General features: G+C 38.3%; 17 protein-coding genes. 7 read left to right on the forward strand and 10 right to left on the reverse strand.

What is annotated here, in order from left to right:
* Positions 1 to 23: 23 nt before the first annotated feature.
* The 7 genes from FRZ67_RS01175 to FRZ67_RS01205 form a co-directional block, all read right to left on the reverse strand.
* Positions 24 to 2,447, reverse strand: coding sequence for an ABC transporter permease (locus FRZ67_RS01175; protein WP_147187783.1), 2,424 nt, complete (start codon positions 2,445 to 2,447; stop codon positions 24 to 26).
* A gap of 316 nt (positions 2,448 to 2,763) precedes the next feature.
* Positions 2,764 to 3,801, reverse strand: coding sequence for a DUF4097 family beta strand repeat-containing protein (locus FRZ67_RS01180; protein WP_147187784.1), 1,038 nt, complete (start codon positions 3,799 to 3,801; stop codon positions 2,764 to 2,766).
* 437 nt (positions 3,802 to 4,238) lie between these two features.
* A complete protein-coding gene (locus tag FRZ67_RS01185) occupies positions 4,239 to 6,602 on the reverse strand; it encodes an ABC transporter permease (RefSeq protein WP_147187785.1) in 2,364 nt (787 codons plus the stop codon).
* A 240-nt stretch (positions 6,603 to 6,842) separates the two neighbouring features.
* Complete coding sequence (locus FRZ67_RS01190; protein WP_147187786.1) at positions 6,843 to 7,061, reverse strand: hypothetical protein; 219 nt, start codon at positions 7,059 to 7,061, stop codon at positions 6,843 to 6,845.
* A gap of 34 nt (positions 7,062 to 7,095) precedes the next feature.
* Positions 7,096 to 7,773, reverse strand: a complete 678-nt coding sequence (locus FRZ67_RS01195; RefSeq protein WP_147187787.1) for an ABC transporter ATP-binding protein — start codon at positions 7,771 to 7,773, stop codon at positions 7,096 to 7,098.
* A 50-nt stretch (positions 7,774 to 7,823) separates the two neighbouring features.
* Positions 7,824 to 9,080, reverse strand: a complete 1,257-nt coding sequence (locus FRZ67_RS01200; RefSeq protein ID WP_147187788.1) for an efflux RND transporter periplasmic adaptor subunit — start codon at positions 9,078 to 9,080, stop codon at positions 7,824 to 7,826.
* Positions 9,081 to 9,595: 515 nt separating this feature from the next.
* Positions 9,596 to 10,234, reverse strand: a complete 639-nt coding sequence (locus tag FRZ67_RS01205) for a DUF6266 family protein (protein WP_147187789.1) — start codon at positions 10,232 to 10,234, stop codon at positions 9,596 to 9,598.
* 642 nt (positions 10,235 to 10,876) lie between these two features.
* Here FRZ67_RS01205 and FRZ67_RS01210 point away from each other — a divergent pair.
* The 5 genes from FRZ67_RS01210 (at position 10,877) to FRZ67_RS01230 (ending at position 16,014) form a co-directional block, all read left to right on the forward strand.
* Positions 10,877 to 11,821 carry a tyrosine-type recombinase/integrase gene (locus tag FRZ67_RS01210; RefSeq protein WP_147187790.1) on the forward strand — a complete coding sequence of 315 codons (945 nt, stop codon included), beginning with the start codon at positions 10,877 to 10,879 and terminating at the stop codon, positions 11,819 to 11,821.
* 673 nt (positions 11,822 to 12,494) lie between these two features.
* The gene (locus tag FRZ67_RS01215) at positions 12,495 to 12,767 is read left to right on the forward strand and encodes a helix-turn-helix domain-containing protein (RefSeq protein WP_225975467.1); all 273 of its coding nucleotides are present in this window, start codon (positions 12,495 to 12,497) and stop codon (positions 12,765 to 12,767) included.
* Positions 12,768 to 13,220: 453 nt separating this feature from the next.
* On the forward strand, positions 13,221 to 13,490 hold the full coding sequence (locus FRZ67_RS01220) for a hypothetical protein (RefSeq protein WP_147187791.1): 270 nt from the start codon (positions 13,221 to 13,223) through the stop codon (positions 13,488 to 13,490).
* Between the two features lie 3 nt (positions 13,491 to 13,493).
* Complete coding sequence (locus FRZ67_RS01225) at positions 13,494 to 14,036, forward strand: transposase (RefSeq protein ID WP_147187792.1); 543 nt, start codon at positions 13,494 to 13,496, stop codon at positions 14,034 to 14,036.
* 616 nt (positions 14,037 to 14,652) lie between these two features.
* Positions 14,653 to 16,014 carry a sigma-54-dependent transcriptional regulator gene (locus FRZ67_RS01230; RefSeq protein WP_147187793.1) on the forward strand — a complete coding sequence of 454 codons (1,362 nt, stop codon included), beginning with the start codon at positions 14,653 to 14,655 and terminating at the stop codon, positions 16,012 to 16,014.
* 24 nt (positions 16,015 to 16,038) lie between these two features.
* On the opposite strand, the gene FRZ67_RS23900 is transcribed toward FRZ67_RS01230, so the two are convergent.
* A complete protein-coding gene (locus FRZ67_RS23900; protein WP_147192991.1) occupies positions 16,039 to 16,251 on the reverse strand; it encodes a four helix bundle protein in 213 nt (70 codons plus the stop codon).
* 118 nt (positions 16,252 to 16,369) lie between these two features.
* Between FRZ67_RS23900 and FRZ67_RS01240 the strand changes: the two genes are divergently transcribed.
* Positions 16,370 to 17,713 carry a sensor histidine kinase gene (locus FRZ67_RS01240; RefSeq protein ID WP_192903894.1) on the forward strand — a complete coding sequence of 448 codons (1,344 nt, stop codon included), beginning with the start codon at positions 16,370 to 16,372 and terminating at the stop codon, positions 17,711 to 17,713.
* Positions 17,714 to 17,824: 111 nt separating this feature from the next.
* Here the strand turns inward: FRZ67_RS01240 and FRZ67_RS01245 are convergent, their stop codons facing one another.
* Together FRZ67_RS01245 and FRZ67_RS01250 are read right to left on the reverse strand one after the other, a co-directional pair.
* On the reverse strand, positions 17,825 to 19,558 hold the full coding sequence (locus FRZ67_RS01245) for a sulfatase-like hydrolase/transferase (RefSeq protein WP_147187794.1): 1,734 nt from the start codon (positions 19,556 to 19,558) through the stop codon (positions 17,825 to 17,827).
* A 380-nt stretch (positions 19,559 to 19,938) separates the two neighbouring features.
* The gene (locus FRZ67_RS01250) at positions 19,939 to 21,672 is read right to left on the reverse strand and encodes a sulfatase-like hydrolase/transferase (RefSeq protein WP_147187795.1); all 1,734 of its coding nucleotides are present in this window, start codon (positions 21,670 to 21,672) and stop codon (positions 19,939 to 19,941) included.
* 306 nt (positions 21,673 to 21,978) lie between these two features.
* Here FRZ67_RS01250 and FRZ67_RS01255 point away from each other — a divergent pair, with 306 nt between their 5' ends.
* Positions 21,979 to 22,530: a hypothetical protein gene (locus FRZ67_RS01255; RefSeq protein WP_147187796.1), complete on the forward strand. Its 552-nt coding sequence runs from the start codon at positions 21,979 to 21,981 to the stop codon at positions 22,528 to 22,530.
* Positions 22,531 to 22,537 lie beyond the last annotated feature (7 nt).

Here is a 22,537-nt window from a genome sequence, read left to right on the forward strand (position 1 = left end):
ACCTTCTTCCTTTGCACATGCTCTTATTCGCTCCTTAAACTCTTCACAGGGTTTACCAACGCTGCTCTTACCGCTTTATACCCTACTGTTACCCATGCAACGATCAGCGAAACAACAATGGCCAATGCAAATACACCAACACCAATACTGATGCGGTATTGAAAGTCCTGTAACCAGCCATTCATAAAATACCATGCAACAGGTACTGCAATAATGAATGCAATACTGATAAGTATAGTAAACTCTTTTGAGAACATTACAACGATGCTGCTTACACTTGCACCTAATACTTTTCTTATACCTACTTCTTTAGTTTTTTGTGAAGCCATGAAAGAAACAAGACCATATAATCCAAGGCAAGAAATGAAAATGGCAATACCTGCAAAAATTTTATACAGCAAAGACAACTGTGTTTCCTGCCTGTAAAAACTTTCTATTGTTTCATCTGCAAAATGACTGCTGAAAGCAAATTCGGGGTAAGCTTTTTCCCAAAGCTTTTGTATTTGCGCAGTTGTCTTGCTTAGGTTAGCAGTATTAATTTTTACAGCGATCGTAAAATAAAAATCCTTTCGTGCTGCTATAGTAAGCGGTTTTGTTTCTTCTTTAAGCGAATTGGTTTTAAAATCTTTTACCACTCCAACGATTGGTAACCAATGGCCGCCGCCGATACGAAGATCTTTACCGATTATTTTTTGCGCGTCTGTAAAACCAAGTTTGTGCAATAATGTTTCGTTGATGATAATTTCGTTGGTAGTATCGCTCGCAGCATAATTTCTTCCGGCGAGTAATTGCACGCCGTATGTCTTTAAATATTCAGCATCTCCAAACTTATGAAAAACAGGATAGCCTTCATCTTCCTTGTGATCAAATGCAAAATTAGAAGCCCAGTTATTGTTGGAGGATACTTCATCGCTGCCAAAGGAAACACTTGTTACACCAGGGTTTTGGAGCATTTGTTGTCTTAATGGTTCCATACGGGCAAGATCAGTACTGTCTGTATAAGCTGGCATAATAAGCAAGGCTTCTTTATTAAAACCAAGATCTGCATTACGCACATGATTCATCTGACTTACGGCTACAATTGTTCCTATGATCAGCATCTGAGAAATAGCAAACTGTGTAACCACCAATACTCTTCTTAAAGAAATACCGCCTACACTTGCAGAAGTAATTCTACTTTTTAATGCAAGCACCGGTTTAAAACCTGATACGATCAGGGCAGGGTAAATACCTGACAGAAGTGTTACCACTACCAGCACTGCTAAAAGAAATATAATAGTTTGTGCTGTGATAAGCGCAATACCTTCAGGAACGCTTGCAACATTTGACAGGAATGGCATAGCAAGTTTTGCTATAAAAACCGCCAGTATTGATGCGAATAAAACAATAAGAAAGGTCTCTCCCATTACCTGGGCTATTAGCTGACTACGTTTGCTGCCTAATACTTTTCTTATACCAACTTCCTTACTGCGGCCAATTGCCTGTGCAGTAGAGAGATTAATAAAATTGATAGAGGCCATTACAATGATCAGTACACCAATAAAAGCAAGTGTCCACAAAACGTTTTTGTCTGTGCTGTGATCACCAAGGCTTCCATAGCCTGCATCGAAATGAATATCTTTAAATGGCTGTAATACCTGAGCCTTTCTGCTATCGTTCTGTTTATAATATTTTTTTACAAAAGCAGGCAACTGAGATTGTATGCTTGCCGCGCTTACATTTTTGGGCAACAAAACAAATATCTGGTGATTGCTGCTAAGGTTTCCCCATTCTGTTGAGTAACCAAAATTATCAGGGTTTGTTTTAAAAGATTCATAGGAAATAAACACACCCATGTTCATATCACTGTTAAGTGGTGCATCTCCAATAATGCCACTTACTTTTAGTAATACTGAATTATCTATTTTGATAAACTTACCTACAGCATTTTTATAATCGCCAAAATATTTCTGTGCATTTTTTTTCGTAAGCACTACATTACCGGGATCTTTTAAAGTAGCTGCATTTCCACTGATCCATTTTGCACTAAACATATCAAAATAAGCAGGCACCGTAAATGAAATCTTGTTGTCTTCAATAAACTTCTTACTTGCTGCCACATCTGAGTTGGCATCTGTTCCTAAAACTGTAACCTGGTTGCCTGATGAGATAACCAAGGGCACAATTTTTTCAAGCTGGGGAAAATCAGTTTTTAATGCATCGTAAGCCGGACAAGGAATACCGGGGTTGCGGGCAATGCTTCCATCTGTATGCTTTTCGGTGCTAACTATTCGGTAAATACGATCATAATTATTTTGAAACGTATCATAACTAAGTTCGAATTGTACAACAACAAATATCAACAGGCATGCCGCAATACCGGCAGCAAGTCCACTGCTGTTAATTGCAGTATATGTTTTGTTACGTAGTAAGGTGCGCCATGCTGTTTTTATGTAGTTCCGAACCATATTACCCTTTTTAAATTTGACACAATTAGTCTATAAATTAAGATGAATAATATGCCAATTACATATCAGTTGGTTTGCAATAAGTTAGATAACCTTATATTTTCAGGGTGTCCGCTTTCGATACAACTTTTGTTCAGTATTGATACAATACGTTTTACCTGCTGATCAAACCCTTTTTGAAAATATTTTGTAATGAATAAAACGATACATATTAACAGCATAAAATGGCCGGCAATGGGTTTATAAAAACAATGCAGCCGTTACGACTGCATTGTTTTTATAGTAAATACTAAGCAATTCAAAAAAACGGTCCTTGTTATTTAAAATTAACATTAACATGGCCGCTGCCTGCATGAACGCTTACTTCTGTACCACCACCATTCATTTTACCGGTAATGCTGTTATCATCAGTATCACCGCTAAAATTATTCATCGGGTTAACTTTTACCCTGTTTCCATGAAGGTTGAGATCGATGCCTTTGTTAGCAGGTAACGTAATATCAATGCTTCCACCGGAGTTACTAACTTTTACATACTGTCCTAATTCTGTTACCTCAATATCCATGCTGCCACCACTTGTAGATGTTTCAAGTGTACCGCGAATATTTGAAAGATGCACACTGCCACCACTTGTAGATGCAGACAGCTTTCCTTTAACATTATCAGCATCAATTCTGCCACCACTTGTAGATGCATCAATAGTGCCATCAAGTGCAGAAAGATGAACAGAGCCGCCACTTGTAGATAATTCAATGTTTCCTTTGCAATTATCTGCATTAATAGAACCACCACTTGTAGCAAGATCAATATTATCTGAGCAATTAGAAACGGTAATGCTGCCGCCACTTGTTTTGCCATCGATCTTGCCGCTTACCTTATCAACTTTCAAACTACCACCGCTTGTTCTGAAAACCTGCGTTCCCATAAGATCGCTAAGTTTAATGCTGCCGCCACTGGTATTAAGATCTGTTGAAACATTAGACGGTACATAAATTTTAAAAGAAATACTTAGTGATCTTTTCCAATCCCAGTTGTCTCTTTTATTTTTTGCTGTTGCAGTAAGTGTATTACCCGCAACATTGATCTTTACCACATAATCTTCTTCCAGTCTTTTTTTAATTTCATCTTTTGAAAGCGTATTGAGGCCGTTGTTGGCATTAACATACATTTCAATCCTGGCTTCACTTTGCGATGAACCCATTACTGCAATGCTGCCGCCACTTGTTTCTACATTGGCCTGTTTAATAGTTTCGCTGCTTAATGACTGTGTGAGATAAGGTTCTTTATTGTCTTGTGCATTTACCGTGATGGCTGTACTTGTTGCAGCCAAAAAAAAGAAAAATAACTTTTTCATGTTTGTGATTTTTTTTTGTGCGATTATTTTTTTTGACGAGCTGTTTATCATAAACTCATCTTCGTTGTGTCACTCACTTGTACACTTTATTATCTGGTCAGCAGTAAGCAACAGGTTTTAAATGGAACGTGTGTTATCCGTTAAGGTTACAGGAGATTCAAAAAATATTTTTTATTTATCCTTCATCTCCTTCTCCTAAAGGAGCAGGAGCGGTTCTGTATATCTTTATTGAACATTATATCCTCCACTTCATCTTATATCCCTAATTAGCAACGATAATGTTTTGCATGCTTGCTAAATACTTATATTGATTGATATAACTGCTCAATAAATCTCATCAGTACAAGTGTGCGACGCAACGGAGATGCCCCCATCCCCTAAAGGGGGGCAAATAAAATCTCTTCTTCACTCAATCCCCCTTTAGGGGTTAGGGGCTTTTATTCCGTTCTCAAACTTCTTACAGGATTAGCAACTGCAGCTTTTATTGCCTGGTAACTTACTGTGATAATTGCGATGACAATGGATAATATTGCAGCCATTGCAAACACCCACCATTCGATTGTTACACGATAATTATAATCCTGTAACCACGCATTCATGGCCCACCAGGAGATAGGCGCTGCAATGATGAAAGAAACTATAACCAGCTTTAGAAAATCTTTGGAGAGCAATGTGGCAATGCCTGCAACAGAAGCACCCAACACTTTGCGCACACCAATTTCCTTAATGCGATTCTCAGCCATATAGGTAGCAAGGCCAAACAAACCAAGACAGGAAATGAAAATGGTAAGCCCTGCAAACAAAGCTGCTAATGTGCCCTGGCGCTGTTCATCTTCAAATTTCTGTGCGTATTCTTCATCAACAAATTTGTATTCAAAAGGATATTCTGTATTGTATTTTTTGAAAATAGCTTCTGCTTTTTTCAGGCTCTCACCTGTTGCAACATTACTGTTGAGTTTTATAAGTATAGTTTGAAACCACGCTTTAGACCCTGCAATGAGCATAGGCCTTGTTGGTTCATAGGGTGAGGTAAGAATAAAATCTTTTATTACACCTACAATATGCCATTCCGTTCCATTGTCTTTTACGATCTTACCAATGGGATCTTTGAACTTCATTACTTTCAATGCAGATTCATTAATGATCATTCCGGTTGAATCTGTGGGAAATTTAGTAAGATCAAAATCACGGCCCTGCACAAAAGTTAAACCTGCTGTTTTACCCAATCCTTCATCTTCATTGTAACGGTAAAAATCTGTTTTATCATTTGGGTCTTTGCCTTCCCACTCCTGGCCCCATCCATCACTCCAGCTTTGTGTAAGTGGGGCACTTGTTTTTGTTACAGAAGAGGCAGCGCCTGAATTAAGCAATTCATTTTTTATAAGGGTGTAATTTTTTTCTATATCCCCGGTAAAAAGATGATAGATCAGATTATTCTTATTATAACCGGTTTCCCTGTTCTGCGCATAATCTATCTGTTGCTTTACAATGATGGTGCAAATGATAAGTATGATCGCAAACGTAAACTGTAATACCACCAACACCTTGCGGGGTGTAACCAATGCATTTGCTTTTTTGAATGTTCCTTTCAACACTTTAACGGGTTTAAAAGAAGAAAGGAAAAATGCAGGATAACTACCGGCAAGTACACCCGTAAAAATAATAAACCCAAGTGCTGCTAACCAGAAATAAATATTACCATATTCAATAGCAAGATGTTTATCTGTAAGACTGTTAAATGCAGGCAAAGAAATTTGTACAAGTATTACTGCAAGTATACCTGCAAGAAAAGAAAGTAAAATAGATTCTCCTATGAACTGACCGATGAGGCTTCCTTTATTTGCGCCTACTACTTTTCTTATGCCAACTTCTTTTGCACGTTTTTCACTGCGTGCCGTACTAAGGTTCATGAAGTTTATACAGGCAATCAGTAAAATAAATGCTGCAATAATGCCAAACAATTTTACAAATTCTATTCGCCCCCCACCATCTTCTTTTCCATTTGTAAAGCTTGAATATAAACGCCATTTACTCATAGGATAAATAAACATTTCCCATTTTGGTTCATCCTTTTCATACTTTGGTTTCAGTACTTTCAGTTTTGCATTGGCAGATGCTTCAGATGCATGCGGTTTAAGCAATACATAGGTGCGTGTGCTATTGTTGCCCCAATATTCATCATCATCTCCGAGAAAGCGTTTATAAGACCATGGCAATAAATATTCAAAATCAAACCTGGTATCAAGCGGCAAATCTTTTACAACGCCGGTTACGGTAAAACTTTCTTTATTATCTATCTTGATCACTTTGCCCATCGGGTCTTCATTACCGTAAATTTTTCTGGCAAGTGTTTCTGTAAGCACAATGGAATGCATATCTTTTAATACAGTTGTAGCATTGCCTTTTACCAGCGGAAAACTAAACACCTGCAGAAAATTAGAATCAACAATATTGCCTCCAACAGTTAATCTTTTTTCGCCAATGCTAAAGAGATGATTCTGTTTCCAGTCAACTCTTACAGCCTGTTCTACTTCGGGCAGATCACGTTCCAACGTTCTTGCCAATACTTTTGGTGTAGTGTTCCAGCATTGCAGTTTGCCACTAAATTCTGCACGGTTCCACGCTTCATAAATACGGTCTTTCTTTTCATGAAACTGATCATAACTAACCTCGCTTTGTATCCACATCAAAATAAGCATAGCGCTTGCCATACCCACAGCAAGGCCCAATATATTTATTACTGAGAAACCTTTATTACGTAAAAGATTCCTGTAAGCTATTTTGAAAAAATTTTTGATCATAAAAAGAAAGTTATAAGTAATAAGTTATGTGCGTGTATATTTTGGGGGCCGGGCATTTGATCAACATGGCATCGCCTGTTGCGTCGCACACTTTTACGTTTAGAGCTTTGTTAAGCAAGCTTCGAACAAAACATAAAAGCTCAAAGCTCGCAGCTAATTGCTCAAACCTATCTCTCAGTGCAAGTGTGCGACGCAACGAAAGCTCAATAGTATTACCGAAAGCCAGGGCTCATAAAAAAATTATAGCAACTCAGTAATACGCACAGATATCATTTGTAATGGTGTGATATCTTCATCTAAAGATTCTTTGTTGTAACCTGAATGCTCAAACATTTTACCTGGTGACGTTGATTCCAACACCGCCGGCTTACTTGCTTCACAGCAAACCACACTGCTGCAACAAACATACAATGTAAGCAATAACATTGCTCTTACGATATGGATGGATATGCTTTTCATAAACAGTGTGGTTTTATTGTTTGGAAGTGTATGATCAAATAAGAATGTTTTCCGTAACGGTTTGCCCGTCAAGCATGCGTACAATGCGGTGACTGTAACGTGCATCATGCTCACTGTGTGTAACCATTACGATAGTGGTACCCTGTTCATTCAACTCTGTAAGCAACTGCATTACTTCATTACCGTTTGATGAATCAAGATTACCGGTAGGCTCATCCGCAAGAATTAATTTTGGATTATTTACTACTGCTCTTGCTACTGCCACACGCTGTTGCTGACCACCTGAAAGCTGCTGTGGGTAGTGGTTACGGCGGTGCATGATCTGTACTTTATCTAAAACTGCTTCTACGCGTTTCTTTCTTTCTGCAGGTTTAATGCCGGTGTAGATCAATGGCAATTCTACATTTTCAAACACAGTCAGTTCATCAATAAGATTAAAGCTCTGGAACACAAAACCAATATTGTGTTTACGCAGATCGGCACGTTTGCGTTCGTTGAACTTTGCTACTTCAATGCCATTGAAGATAAAGCTACCTGCATCGGGATCATCCAGTAATCCAAGAATATTAAGCAGCGTAGATTTGCCGCAACCAGAAGGACCCATTACTGCAACAAATTCTCCTTCTTTTACTTCAACAGTTAGTTTGTTTAAGGCAACAGTTTCTACTTCTTCTGTGCGATATACTTTTTCGAGGTCGGTAATTTTTATCATGACCGGTTGATTTATTTTAGTTATTGTGTTACGTTTATAATGATGATTTGTTACTTGCCTTTTAAAACTAATTCCTGCATGGTGCCATAATTCTCGTAGCTGCTGGTTACTACTTTATCTCCCGGCTCCAAACCACTGAGCACTTCATAGTAGTCAGGATTCTGATTACCCAGTTGTATATCTACTTTATACGCCGTGCTGCCATCCTTACTTACTTTAAAGATCCAGTTGCCGCCTGTTTGCTGGTAAAAGCCGCCTTTAGCCAGTAACAGGGATTGTCTTTCATCGCTCAGTGCCAATAATATCTGCAGTGTTTGTCCGCGGCGAATACCATCCGGCACTTTACCGGTAAATATCATATCTACCTGGAAACGGCCATTCACTACCTGCGTATATACTTTCTTTATGATCAGTTCATATGTTTTACCGGCGAAATCGAAGTGACCTTTCAGACCTGCGTAAATACGGGAAATGTAATGTTCATCTACGTCTACACGCACTTTGTAACCACCCACTACATCCAGCTGGCCAAGTCTTTCGCCTTTGTTTTTATTTTGACCAACCTCTGCATCAAGTGATGTAAGTTGTCCGTCAACCGGTGCACGCACTATCAGGTCTCCTACTTTTTCACGCATTACAGCCAATGCATTTTGAGAGCCTTCATAAGATTGCTGTGCCTGTGTTAACTGTTGCTGATTGGAAACTGAATCCTGTTTCAGTATCTGCTCAGTAAGCTTCTTTTTTTGCAGGTAATAATTGTAATCATTTTCTGCTTTCTTGTATTCCTGCGAGCCGATTGCTTTCTGATCGTACAGGTGTTTATCCAGCAGGTAAACACGTTCCGCTTCTTTCAACTGGCTTTCCGCATCAGTCATCTGGTTCAGTTTATTAACCGTATTTTGTTGCGCTGCATTTCTTGAAATCTGCATTTGCGTAAGCAGGTTATATACAGAAGTTTCCTGGTTCACCAGGTTAAGCTGAAGATCTGTGTTACTTAATTTTAAAATAGGCTGGCCTTTTTTCATTACTGCACCATCTTCCACATATTTTTCTTCCACACGCCCACCTTCCACTGCATCCAGGTATATGGTCGTTTCAGGCAGTACTATACCATTTACGGGAATTGTTTCCTGGAACACACCTTTCTTTACTTCACTGATGGTAATACGTTCAGTATCCACATTAAGTTTGCTGCCACCGGAAGTGTAATAATAACTTGCAATGATCAAACCTGCTAAAGCCGCAATACCCACTATCGTCAGTATCCGTTTTTTGGTCCATGTCTTTTTTTCAATTACTCTATCCACTGTTATATAGTTTACTAGTTTAAATGTTTACTTGTTCACCCGTTTAGTTTGTCATCCTGTATTCTTTTAATTCCCCCTTTAGGGGCCGGGGGCTTAAAAGAAACCCGGTGTGGAAACACAGGTTCGAATTGCACATGAGAAACTAAACGCTCTTCAATATCTTTTTTTGTTATCAGCTAAAGAACTTTTGGCATCGCCTGTTGTGTCACTCCCTTCAAGGTTACTCTTTTCAATCAGCTTCAGTTTGCGGTTGTGTGCATCATATTTTCCCGGCGAACCACTATAGTTAAATAAAGAGTAGTGCCAGAAAATTATACATTGAAAAACAGGCAGTTATATTTTATTACAAATAGCAGGTGTACGGTTTTGATACAATTTGTGTGCGGTAGTGTAACAGGGGGGCGTACACCTGCTCTTATAGAAAAAAGGCTGCTTTGAGGGCAGCCTTATATTGCGGAACAAAAAGTGTAAAACAACCTGTTATACTTTGTGGCAAAGAGCAATAAGCCCAAATGCTAAGCAACCGTTACCTGCCCAAGATAAATGCTTGATGCAACCTCTCTCCCGTCTTCACTCATAAAGCCAATATACACTTCTACAGTCTCGCCACTAAATGTAGCAGCGTTAAGCGTTGCTGCCGCAGCATTTCTTGTTGCGGCTTCAAGATCATAGATCGTAAGGTTCATGGTACTGCTATATGCAACAAGTACGGCATTATCTGTAGCTGCCGCTTTACCCATACCACTGTTATCTGTCCAGGTAAAATTTATATTACCTGCTGTACCTGCCACAGCAGCAGGGCCGCCTGCATTAGGCAGGTCGCCGCGGCTTACCAGTACTTTGGTGTAGTCAATTGCATACGAGGGATAAGTGCCGGTAATTACATTCTTAATGTTGTAACTAAGCGCACTGTTAAAGCCCGTCATTTTTACAGCATAATTATGAAAGGTAACCATAACCAAACCTGTCATGCTTTGCAGAAATTTTACTATAAGAGAGAACTTTGCCTGTTGCTCTAACTGAGGCTGTGAAGTTGTGCCGCTTTTGCGTGATGGCTGGCTGCGCATGTAGTCTATACCTTTCCAGCTGCCGCCTATTACGGTGCCTACTGTACCGCTGAATCCGCCAAGGATCCCTTTGTTAATGGTGCCCATAAAAATTGGATTTTGATTTTTTAAATAATATATTATCTGAAACTGTTTACGTTCCTGTAACCGGTATTAAGGAATTGGTTAACTGTTTCTGCACAAAAAATAACGATGGCAAAAACGGAAAGAATATATTTTTAAACCGCATTGCGCTGTTTTGCTTTAAGTTGCTTTGTTTTGCTTCATCTTGCTTCGTTTTGCTCTCTTATAACAAAATAGTATTTTGATAACGGGTAGCATATAAAAATGCTATTGAAGATTTTGCAGGTAAGTATGGGCTCAAATAAAATGGAGACTTTGATAACTTTATCAATCCTTTTTTCACCAATAAAGGCTTATTTTGAAAAGTGAAAGTTCTTTGAAGATGTAATACTGTGAAGTGTTTTGATAATTATGATTACTATCCCAAAGGGATAGTAATTTTATTTTCTAAAAAACATGTACCGCTTGTCTCTTCAAAGAACTTGTTATTTTAAAAATACACTTAATTCATGTAAAAATTACTTCACCATAAAAAGTAAATCATGAAAAAGAACCAATGGACGTTTACACAATTGTTCAAACAGTTTATAAACGCAAGCCGCAATTGTATGCGCCTTAAAAAAAGATGGCTGCAGGATTAAAGCACAGACAATCAATAATTACCGAATGGTATTGTTGCTGATATGTGCATTTGAAAAATTTACCAACACAAAACTGCGTATAAAACGCCTGCCACATTACAACAGTAACCTATTCTTTAAAGAAGCTGAATACTGGAAAAACTTTTATGCCGCCTTTACCGATTTTCTTTTTACAGAAAAAAAATGTTTTGACAATTATGTTGGAACGGTGATAAGAATAATACGTGCTTTTTTCAGGTACCTGAGCAATGAGCAACAAATTAATATTGGCAATTTCTATGAAAGATTTTATGTGCTGGAAGAACAAATACCTGTAATTAGCCTTTTACCTGAACAGGTTAGTTTTCTTATTAATAATAAAGATTTCGAAAATAGCCTTTCCGTTTCGTTAAGGCGTACCAAAGATATTTTTGTATTTGGTTGCCTGCTGGCACTAAGGTATAGTGATCTTTTCAACATAAAAGTTACTGATATTGAAGAAGCATGTGGCAATAAATACCTGGGAATAAAAACACAAAAAACAGGTGCTACAGTAAAACTAAAGCTTACAGGTTATACACTGCTTATTATAGATAAACTTATAGCAAAAGCAGGCAAGCGGAAAATACTGATACCTTATATTTCAAAGAATCAGTTTAACCACAATATAAAAAGGATTGCGGAGAAAGCAGGGTGGACAAAGCCTATGCCTAAAACAAGGAACAGAAGAGGCAAACAAAAAATGTTATACAGACCGGGTACTACACAGGCATACAGATTTTGCGATCTTCTTTCTTCTCATTGTATGCGCCGGACAGCCATTACCATGATGCTGATGTTTGGCGTGCCTGAGCATATTGTGAGAATGATAAGCGGGCATACAAAGAACAGTAAATCATTTTACAGGTACATTAGCCTTGTACAATCTTATCTTGATACCTATATGGAAAAAATGTCTGCAAAACTATCTCCGGCACAAACCATTCTATAAAGCAATGCAAGAAATACAGCTCCGCACTGTAAGGTTGCATTTTTAGTTGAAATCTTAATACTTCTGCAGCTCACCATTCAACCCAAAACTCTTTTAAAAACTAAAAGTGATGTAAAGCTGTATCCGTAATATTGTAAAAACCTGTAAAGCTAATTCTGTAATAAACATATCTACCTGCAAAGTTTTTACCGTATAAGACAGGCAAAAGACCATAATACTTTCCTCGTCTTTCATTCGTCTCTTGTTCGTATCATGTTCGTATCATGTTCGTATCAGCTTCGCTGCGAAGCCGTGTGCCGCTTCATAAGGATTTAAGGGTTTTGTTACATATTGTCGGCGGGTTGCGAACATGGTACGGCCATAGGGCGAACAATGAGCGAACATCATTTTGTTTGTGGGTGTGATCCCATGTGAAAAATCACATACTATGCCGTGAAAAATCACATTTTTCAAATGAGCACGCTTCTCTATTTTCAGGGTCGAAAAGTTTTACATAGCAATAGCACGATAGTTAATAAACCCGGCATAAAATAAAACCCATATGCAACAAACCCAAATTTTTACTATTCTGCTTCCTGTATTTTATTGCGTACGGATTTGTTTTGACGCAAAAAGAAAAAAAGCAAATAATAAATCTTCTGTTATAAAATTTAAACCCCTAAACTAAATTCTTATGATGCAAGACCCTGCGCCTGACAATAAAAACAACAATAATCAACCAATCAAAAAAATAGTTTCAGCCGCTGAAAATAAAAATGAAACGGCAACCATATCAGATGATATATGGTTAGATAAGCAGGATGTGTTACAGCGCCTGCATATAAGTGCACGCACATTGCAAAACTGGCGCAGCAGCGGTCTGCTGCCCTACTCGAAAATAAAAGGTAAAATATACTATAAAGAAACAGATATTGAAATACTGCTACTGCAACATAGAAATAAATAAGTTGCATGACCTTTTGCTATCGGTTGGTGTCTATAATCTCAGCCGTTCCGGCGGGTGGAGACACACCGCCGGTAGTACGCAAAATGTACAACCAGGTCAACCTGTAACACTGCTACGCTCTATCGGCTGGTGTCCCCACCTGCCGAAATGTTACACTAAATCCTTATCTTAAAGTATGAACATCTTTCACAGAAGGCAGGGTCAAAATGCATACAGATACCTGCTATTTCTATACCCAAACTATTCAGGGTTTCAAACACCTGCTTTCAGATGATTATTTAAAGCTTTTTCTATCGGTTGGGGTGTGTCTATAATCTCAGCCGTTCCGGCGGGTGGAGACACACCGCCGGTAGTACGCAAAATGTACAACCAGGTCAACCTGTAACACTGCTACGCTCTATCGGCTGGTGTCCCCACCTGCTGAAATGTTACACTAAATCCTCATCTTAAAGTATGAACATCTTTCACAGAAGGCAGGGTCAAATGCATACAGATACCTGCTATTTCTATACTCAAACTATTCAGGATTTCAAACACCTGCTTTCAGATGATTATTTAAAGCTTTTGCTATCGGTTGGTGTCTATAATCTCAGCCGTTCCGGCGGGTGGAGACACACCGCCGGTAGTACGCAAAATGTACAACCAGGTCAACCTGTAACACTGCTACGCTCTATCGGCTGGTGTCCCCACCTGCCGAAATGTTACACTAAATCCTTATCTTAAAGTATGAACATCTTTCACAGAAGGCAGGGTCAAATGCATACAGATACCTGCTATTTCTATACCCAAACTATTCAGGATTTCAAACACCTGCTTTCAGATGATTATTTAAAGCTTATCGTCATCCGCTCACTTCAGTATCTTGTTAATAATAAACTGGTAAAAATTTATGGTTATGTAATTATGCCTAACCACATTCATTTGTTATGGTGCATGCTCCGGCAAAATGGCAATGAAAGTCCCGCAGAAAGTTTCTCTAAGTTTACAGCACATCAGTTCAAAAAGTATCTGGCAAAAGACAAAACATTCCTTATCCAATATAAAAGTAAAAAAGAAGATAGAGATTATCAATTCTGGAAAAGAGACCCGCTTGCAGTTCCAATCAGTACTGATAATATATTAATTGATAAACTGCACTACATTCATCATAACCCTGTAAAACCTAAATGGGCTTTATGTAAGCTGCCTGAAGAATATAAATGGAGTAGCGCTAAATTTTATGCATCAGGAGAAGATGAATATAAAATATTGACGCATTTCAGAGAATAATTTCGGTTGGTGGGACACCAACCGACAGAAAAATGAAAGTCCCGCAGAAAGTTTCTCTGAGTTTACAGCACATCAGTTCAAAAAGTATCTGGCAAAAGACAAAACACTCCTTATTCAATATAAAAGTAAAAAAGAAGATAGAGATTATCAATTCTGGAAAAGAGACCCGCTTGCAGTTCCAGTCAGTCCTGATAATATATTAATTGATAAACTGCACTACATTCATCATAACCCTGTAAAACCTGGTATTAATGGCGCCACCTGTTGCGTCGCACACTTGTACTGCAACAATAATATTCTGCATTCATCACTGTACGCTTTCGATACATTACTGTACGCAAATGCAACAAAACAAAAAGGCATGTTTTATATAAAGCTCTCATTATCATATTTTTTTATCTTGGTATGTTAATAGTAAATAAGTTTGTACGCAGGAGTATGTTTTGAAATAATGCACACAAACACAACCGGATTGCGAAAGTTGAATATTGGTATAAAGCAAATTCATGCGGTGCTGCGTAAAGAACAAAGCGTACAGGAGTGCGACGCAACGAAAGCTGAATAATGTAATGAAGACAGGCTACAAAAAATAAAAAGTATAAATTAGAGCACGCATATGAGTCTTAAGAAATACAGCATACTTGCCATTGATGATGATCCGGATGTTTTAACGGCGGTGCGCCTTTTACTGAAACCGGAAGCCAAAGAAATTGTAACAGAAAAAAACCCTGAGAATATTCCTGCGTTGCTTTCAAAGCAATCTCCTGATCTTGTTTTACTGGACATGAATTTTAAAGCTTCTATTAATACGGGCAACGAAGGTATTTACTGGCTTAAACGCGTAAAGGAACTGAAGCCTGATGTTGCAGTGATCATGATAACAGCGTATGGAGATATTGATCTTGCTGTACGTTCTTTAAAAGAAGGCGCATCTGATTTTGTGGTAAAGCCCTGGCACAATGAAAAATTACTGACCACGATCGACGACGCTTTGCGCAGAAAGGGTGCAGCAAAAAATAAAGGAGATTTTTCTATCCGGGGCGATAGCGTTATTGGTAAAGAGTTGCTGGGTGAAAGTGAGGTAATGGAAGATATTTTTTTTAAGATAGACAAGATCGCTCCCACGGATGCAAACGTATTGATACTTGGTGAAAATGGTACCGGTAAGGACCTGATAGCAAAAGCCATTCACCAAAAATCTTTAAGGGCCAATAAACCTTTTATAAAAGTGGATGTGGGTGCGCTTACCGAAACACTTTTTGAAAGTGAATTATTTGGTCATAAGAAAGGTGCCTTTACAGATGCAAAGGAAGACCGCATGGGCCGCATTGAGAGCGCTAATGAAGGAACATTGTTTTTGGATGAGATAGGCAATATAAGTCTTACACAGCAAGCAAAGCTGCTGACTGTTTTGCAGAACCGTTTTATAACAAGGCTTGGCAGCAACCAACCGGTACCGGTAGATATCCGGCTGATATGCGCTACCAACCTGCCTTTGGTGGAACTTGCCAATGAAAGCAAATTCAGGAAAGATCTTGTGTACCGCATCAATACAGTTGAGATAACAGTACCGCCATTGCGTAAAAGAGGTGAGGATATTATTATGCTGGCAAAACACTTTCTTAAATTATATGCTTCCAAATACATGAAGCCTGTAATAAAATTTGATGATGCGGCTTTACATAAACTGATGCAATACCATTATCCCGGTAATGTGCGGGAACTGCAATATATTATTGAAAGAGCTATTATAATGAGTGATGGAGACGTACTGGAACCTAAAGATCTTATCTACTCTCCTATTGAATCTGCACCACCTGAAAATAATGATGCAGATGATCTTAATTTAAGCAGCATCGAAAAAAATACTATTCTTCGTGTAATAGAAAAGCATAACGGCAATATTACCAAGGCGGCAAAAGAGTTGGGGCTTACAAGAACGGCATTGTACAGGAGGTTGAGTAAGTATGATATATAGTTGTGTGATATCAGCGATCAGGTATCAGCAGTGGGGTATTATTATTTCAATTTTTTGAATAAATGAACAGATCATTTTTCTTATTTCAATTATTTCATCAGTTAGTTCTTCAAAAAGAGCAGCAGATAAATAACTAAGTTCTTTTGCTAATAATACCTGGTATTCAAGTTCTGAAATTGATCCGCATTTAATAGAAAGATAAATTCTAAGGGTAAGCTGATGGCTTCTTTGCCAAATCGAAAGTTCTTTAAAGTTTCACATAAAATATTTTTTATAATTTAAAAATAATATTTTCAGATTACTTCTATCTTGTATTATAACTGACAACTGATATCTGTAACCTGATACGTTTCTTATGTTTAAACAATATGAATGGCGCATAATTGTACGCGTAGTGCTGATGTTTGTAACCATCAGCATTGGAAGCTATTTGCTGGTATCGGGGCTATATCCTTATGAGATTGTTATTATACCTATCATCATTATACAGGTAATTGATTTTTTTAAGTTTCATAAAAAAGCGCAGGATGAAGTAGCGCAGTTTGTAGAGAGTGTACACTACCGCGATTTTTCCCGCTACTTTGATGTAAAACATGCCCCGCTTGAATTACAGCCCTTGCGCCAGGGTTTCAACGATATTAACACTACCATGAAAGTGATCAGTAAAGAAAAAGAAACACAATACCAATACCTGCAAAAGATCCTTGAGCTGGTAGATACCGGTATACTTTCATACGAAATGGAAACCGGTGAAGTGGTATGGATGAATGAATCGCTAAAAAAATTATTGCAGATACCCTATTTAAAAACTATTCATTCTTTATCAAAGAGAGATTGGAATTTGTATCATGAGATCATGTCGCTTCCTTTGGGGCAAAGTATTATTGCAACGGCGCACCATGATAAATCTGCATTTAAAGTATTGCTATCGGCAACTGCTTTTCACACAGAAGGAAAAAAATATAAACTCGTAGCTTTTCAAAATGTGAATGAAGCATTGGATGAAACAGAAAGCAAAGCATGGCAACGTTTGCTAAGTGTAATGACACATGAGATCATGAATTCCATTGCGCCAATCTCTTCTCTGTCCAGTACGCTTAAAAATATTCTTGAACAGTCAAGAGATAATGTATCACCTAAGAACTCATCAAATTTCGAAGATCTTGAACTTGGTATCAATACTATCAAAACAAGAAGTGAAGGATTGCTGAAATTTGCAGAAACCTATCGTAACCTCAATAAAATAACTACACCTAATCTTTCAAAAGTATATATACGTGATCTTTTTGAGAACATGCATACGTTGATGGAGCCTACACTTGAGCAAAAGAATATTGAAATGGACATCATTCTAAAAGACCCTGATCTTATGCTTGAGGCCGATACCAATCTTATAGAGCAGGTGCTCATTAACCTTATTGTAAATGCTATTGAAGCAGTAAAAGAAAGTGCAGATCCGCATATTTTATTGTCTGCATATGTTTCACCCAATCATAAAACAATCATCAAAATTGCGGATAATGGTGCAGGCATGCCGGAAGAGCTTTTAGATAAAATTTTTATTCCTTTCTTCAGCACTAAAAAAACAGGTAGCGGTATCGGGCTTAGTTTATGCAAACAAATAATGATGCTGCATAAAGGAAATATCCAGGTGCAAAGCAATGTAGGTGAAGGCACTGCTTTTATGCTCCAGTTTTAATTTTGTTTTTTTTGAATTTTTTATAATGTCAGCTTATGAACTTTTTTCAGCTTTCGTTGTGTCACTCACTTGTACTTTTATTTCTTTAATCAGCTTTAATTACTTTGGTATTTATTTTTCTATAACCAGCTTTGCCAGTTGTTGTACTTCTTTATTTTTTACTTCAAGCGTGTACAATCCCGCAGCAATGGAGTCAAGATGAATGCTAAAAGTGTTATGGCCTTCGCTTATTGCATTTGTTGTGCTTAAAATAATTCTGCCGAAACTGTCATATACATTTAATCTCACCATACCCGCATGCAGGCTTGTTAATGAAACAAACATATTTCCATCGGAAGGATTAGGAAACGTTTTTATTGTAGTCTGCAAACCAATCGTTGCTTTAGCAACATAGTTATCTGTACTTACAAATGACAGATCATCTTCAGGTGGTAGAGATTTTGTCCAGCCTTCTGCCAGTATTGTACGCATCATTTTGAGCACAGATGTATAAGCAGCATTACCTGCAAGATTGGTATATTCAAATGGATCTGTCAGATGGTCATACAATTCTTCCCCAGAACTGCCCCATGAATTATACCTGTATTGCGTTGTGGATGCAGAGTACATTTCAGTTGTTCTGCGTTTAACCTGCGTAAACACCGCTCTTTTCCATGGTTCGTTTACATTATCAATCAACCTCGCAAAGCTTGATCCTTCCATACCCGAAGGCGCAGGAAGAGAACAAATTTCTGCCAGCGAAGGATACATATCAACCGATTCTACCAAAGCATTGCATACCCCGGCCGGTTTGCCGGGTACACATACGATCAGCGGTACAAGATCAGACTCTTCAAACAAAGTAGTCTTACCCCACAGGCCTTCATGCTCACCCAGGTGCTGACCATGATCTGCAATTAAAACAACCACTGTATTTTGCCAAAGATTCTGTCTGTCCATTTCATCCAGCACAGATCCCAGTTGTGCATCCATTTCTGTTACTTCGGCATAATACGCATGTACCGTATTTTGCCAGTCTGTGGTTGTTTTATTTACCTGTATGGGAAAAGCTATACGGGGAACATCATTCCTGTCTCCCGGGGGGGTGTTAGGTAATTTAATATTGCCTGAACCATTACCTTTTAAATCTCCTGTATTTCCATTTTTATCAATCGGCAGTAACTGTTGCACAGAAGGGTCACCATACATATTCCAATATTTTAACGATGGTGTGAAAGGGTTATGCACAGTAAGGCCCAGCGCCAGAAAAAACGGTTGTGGTGGTTGTAGTCTCATGCGTTTGATCATTATACCTGCATATATTCCGTTTATTGTACTGGCATCCGGCAAATCTCTTACCCACCATGAACCGGGAGTTGAGCCTTTTGACAGGTCATCAGCATTTGTTTTGTCTGAATAATCCCATGCAATCTGATTTTGATAAACGCCGTGCATTACCTTACCCACTCTTTCTGTATGGTAACCAAATTGACTGAAATATTCCGGCAGAAATTTTACCTGGTTTCCTACCTTAGAACGTGGACTTGTACCATTATCAAAAACGCCTGTTTTGTCTGGTCTCCAGCCAGTCAATAAAGAAGTACGTGAAGGATTGCACAAGGGAAACTGGCAATATGCTCTTCTAAAAACAATACCACGGTTTACAAGACGCTGAAGGTTGGGCGTAAGTACTTCCGGGTAACCAAAAACAGAAGCCTTTTCATTCATATCATCAACCACAATAAAAAGTACATTGTAATGCGGCCCATCCTGCGAAAGTGAAATTAATGGCTTCATAGAACCGCTTGCTATCAGTAGTAATGAAAGAGAAATATGTATAAACTTTCTTTGGCAGTAGTATTTCATAGAGAAAAATTTAGCTGTTTAAAAAATTGCAGAATCCAAAGGAGGATTTGAGTAACAGATACTTTATAAATTTCGTATAAAAGTATTGCCTGAGAAAGTTTAATTTTTATGCAGATACACCGGTCCAAAAACATTGTTAGGGGAGCATGCAAAAAAAAAGGAAACGTTCTAAAAGTCTTTACATCAAATAAATATTCAAGCTATCTCATTTTAAAAATTTGATAACGATAACTACTTATTCAAAAAAGCTATTGAACTGTATTTGTTGCTGCCCAACGTTTTGGTGCACAAGTGTGCGACGCAACGAAGCTTAATATTGGTGCTGCTGATGGGCTCCAAAATGTTTGTATCATCTTACGCTTATTTTCTATTAAGAATGCTCATTTTTTTATTAGGAGGTTAATAGTTTGATTGAAATCTTTATGCTTTAGATCAAGTGTATATATACCGGCAGCAAGTGAGCTGAGCTGAAGATTTATAGTATTAGAGCCTTCATTTAGTAAATGTGTTGTTTTAAAAACACTTTTACCGGCATTATCATAAACAGTAATGGCAACAATACCGGCATGTTGATTATCTAATGAAACAATTATATTTCCGGTGGAAGGATTAGGAAATATTTTAACTGATATCTGTGATTGTATAGCTGGTTTAGTTACATAAGAATTATTGATTGCAAAAGATGCAACGCCTGCTCCAGGTGGCAGGGATTTTGTCCATCCTTCATTAAGTATTGTACGCATTGTATTTAACTGCGTTGAATAGGCTTTATTTTCTGCAAGATTGGTGTACTCAAAAGGATCTGTTGCATGATCATATAATTCTTCGCCTACACGACCCCATGAATTATAACGGTATTGACCTGTTGATGCTGAGCGACCTATAGTTGAGGCACGTGTAACCTGCGTAAATACTGCTCTTTTCCATGGTGTGCTTACATTGTCAATTACCTTTGCAAAACTTGATCCTTCCATTCCCGATGGTGCAGGCAGCGAACATATCTCTGCAAGAGAAGGATAGATATCAACGAACTCTACCAACGCATCGCTTACACCTGCTTTTTTACCGGGTACGCAAACAATTAATGGTGCAAGGTCAGACTCTTCAAACAAAGTGTTCTTACCCCATAAACCTTCATGCTCTCCAAGATGCTGACCGTGATCGCTTACGAAAACCACTACTGTATTTTGCCAGAGATTCTGCCTGTCCATTTCATCCAGAACGGTTCCCAGCTGTGCATCCATTTCTGTTACTTCTGCAAAATAAGCGTGCCGTGTATTTTGCCAATCTGTTGTTGTTTTTAGTATTTGTGAAGGAAAGGCTGCACCCGGTGCATCTTTCCTGTCGTTTGGCGGAGTGTCTGGTAAAACAATATTTCCGGAACCATTCCCTTTCAAAGTGCCTTTATCGCCCTTATTGTTAATAGGTAATAACTGCTGCACAGAAGGTTCGCCATACATATTCCAATATTTTAAAGATGGCGTAAAGGGGCTATGAACAGTAAGCCCGAGTGCAAGAAAAAAAGGTTGTGCAGGCTGTAATTGCATACGTTTAACCATAGCACCTGCATATATACCATTTATAGTTTTTGAATCCTGTAAGTTTGTTACCCACCAGGAACCTAAATCAGATTCGCTTGAAAAATCGTCAGACCTGGTCTTATCGGAGTAATTCCAGGCAATTTCATCCTGGAAACCACCATGCATTACTTTACCTACCCTTTCTGTATGATAACCATAGACACCAAAATATTCCGGAAGGAATTTCACCTGTTGCCCCATTTTAGACCTGGGGCTAGTCTTGTTATCGTAAATGCCTGTTTTATCTGGCCTCCAGCCGCTTAATAAAGAGGTGCGTGAGGGGTTACATAACGGAAACTGCGTATAAGCTTTTCTAAAAACTACACCACGACGGGCAAGCCGCTGAAGATTAGGCGTGAGTACAGCAGGGTATCCAAACATGCCTGCCTTTTCGTTCATATCATCTACAATAATAAACAGTACATTATAGTGTTGAGTGGTTTGTGAAAACAAAGCGAAGGGCTTTATAAAAGCGAAGAGCAGAAAAAGAAGCAGGCGGCATGTAATTACAAGCCTTTTAGAAATGGGGGGCATAAAATATTAAATTTTTGCAATTTCACTGATGCTGACAAGATGAAACATAACAAAAACCTTTCCATGTTTTTATTTAAAAAACATAAGGGATTAAAAAATATAAATCATATTGTTATTTAAGAATTGTTGAGGAAGATTTCTGCAGATGCAGTGTGCGACGCAAGGAACGCTTATTATTGAATCTGCAGCCTGGCCAAATACTTGTCGTGATAAATCCTTTTGAAATAAAGTAGAACTACGCAGTATCTTTAATTGCCAATCATTTACATTGGCAAAAATTTATTACAACATTTAAATAAAGTGATCATGAAAAAACAATCCGCCGCCTTACGTGGTTTACAGTACAGCGTTGCCGGCATTCTTTTATGCAGCAATATTTTTTTCTCCTGCAAAGACAATACCCATGAAGTGGTAACTACTTCATGTGTAGATAATAAAGCTGATACAACCGGTTATACCAAAGAACTTAACGGTATTAATCATGTTATAACATTGCAACGTGCATTGGAACTTACAGATAACTATGCAAGAAATAAAGACAGTATTTTATCTGGCGCTTATGGCAGCAGTAAAGATATTTTACCTGATTATGAAACGTTTAATCTGAAAGCTATTGATTCGCTGGTATGCCAGGAAGCAACAGTTGGTTTTCGCATGTACCTTGGGCTTGACGAGAATAAAAAAATACGGCTGGTCTTAGCGGGTGTTGATGCAAACGGGGAAGATATATTGCAACAAACCAGGAGAGAGAAAGGATCGCTGAAACAAAGGGGTATGGTTACAACTGCATCGGCACCACCGCCTCCTGCAACCAGTAAAAATGATCTGTTACTTGAATCAGGGCAGCGTCAACCATAACGGGCAG

This window comes from Panacibacter ginsenosidivorans (genome assembly GCF_007971225.1).
Lineage (GTDB): Bacteria > Bacteroidota > Bacteroidia > Chitinophagales > Chitinophagaceae > Panacibacter > Panacibacter ginsenosidivorans.

Bases quoted from the DNA above. Each gene is read 5' to 3' on its own strand.
- FRZ67_RS01240 (WP_192903894.1), top strand. From the start codon at position 16,370: ATGTTTAAACAATATGAATGGCGCATAATTGTACGCGTAGTGCTGATG.
- FRZ67_RS01225 (WP_147187792.1), top strand. From the start codon at position 13,494: ATGAACATCTTTCACAGAAGGCAGGGTCAAATGCATACAGATACCTGC.
- FRZ67_RS01230 (WP_147187793.1), top strand. From the start codon at position 14,653: ATGAGTCTTAAGAAATACAGCATACTTGCCATTGATGATGATCCGGAT.
- FRZ67_RS01220 (WP_147187791.1), top strand. From the start codon at position 13,221: ATGAACATCTTTCACAGAAGGCAGGGTCAAATGCATACAGATACCTGC.
- FRZ67_RS01190 (WP_147187786.1), bottom strand. From the start codon at position 7,061: ATGAAAAGCATATCCATCCATATCGTAAGAGCAATGTTATTGCTTACA.
- FRZ67_RS01175 (WP_147187783.1), bottom strand. From the start codon at position 2,447: ATGGTTCGGAACTACATAAAAACAGCATGGCGCACCTTACTACGTAAC.
- FRZ67_RS01210 (WP_147187790.1), top strand. From the start codon at position 10,877: ATGGTATTGTTGCTGATATGTGCATTTGAAAAATTTACCAACACAAAA.
- FRZ67_RS01180 (WP_147187784.1), bottom strand. From the start codon at position 3,801: ATGAAAAAGTTATTTTTCTTTTTTTTGGCTGCAACAAGTACAGCCATC.
- FRZ67_RS01245 (WP_147187794.1), bottom strand. From the start codon at position 19,558: ATGAAATACTACTGCCAAAGAAAGTTTATACATATTTCTCTTTCATTA.
- FRZ67_RS01195 (WP_147187787.1), bottom strand. From the start codon at position 7,773: ATGATAAAAATTACCGACCTCGAAAAAGTATATCGCACAGAAGAAGTA.
- FRZ67_RS01250 (WP_147187795.1), bottom strand. From the start codon at position 21,672: ATGCCCCCCATTTCTAAAAGGCTTGTAATTACATGCCGCCTGCTTCTT.
- FRZ67_RS01215 (WP_225975467.1), top strand. From the start codon at position 12,495: ATGATGCAAGACCCTGCGCCTGACAATAAAAACAACAATAATCAACCA.
- FRZ67_RS01185 (WP_147187785.1), bottom strand. From the start codon at position 6,602: ATGATCAAAAATTTTTTCAAAATAGCTTACAGGAATCTTTTACGTAAT.
- FRZ67_RS01205 (WP_147187789.1), bottom strand. From the start codon at position 10,234: ATGGGCACCATTAACAAAGGGATCCTTGGCGGATTCAGCGGTACAGTA.
- FRZ67_RS01255 (WP_147187796.1), top strand. From the start codon at position 21,979: ATGAAAAAACAATCCGCCGCCTTACGTGGTTTACAGTACAGCGTTGCC.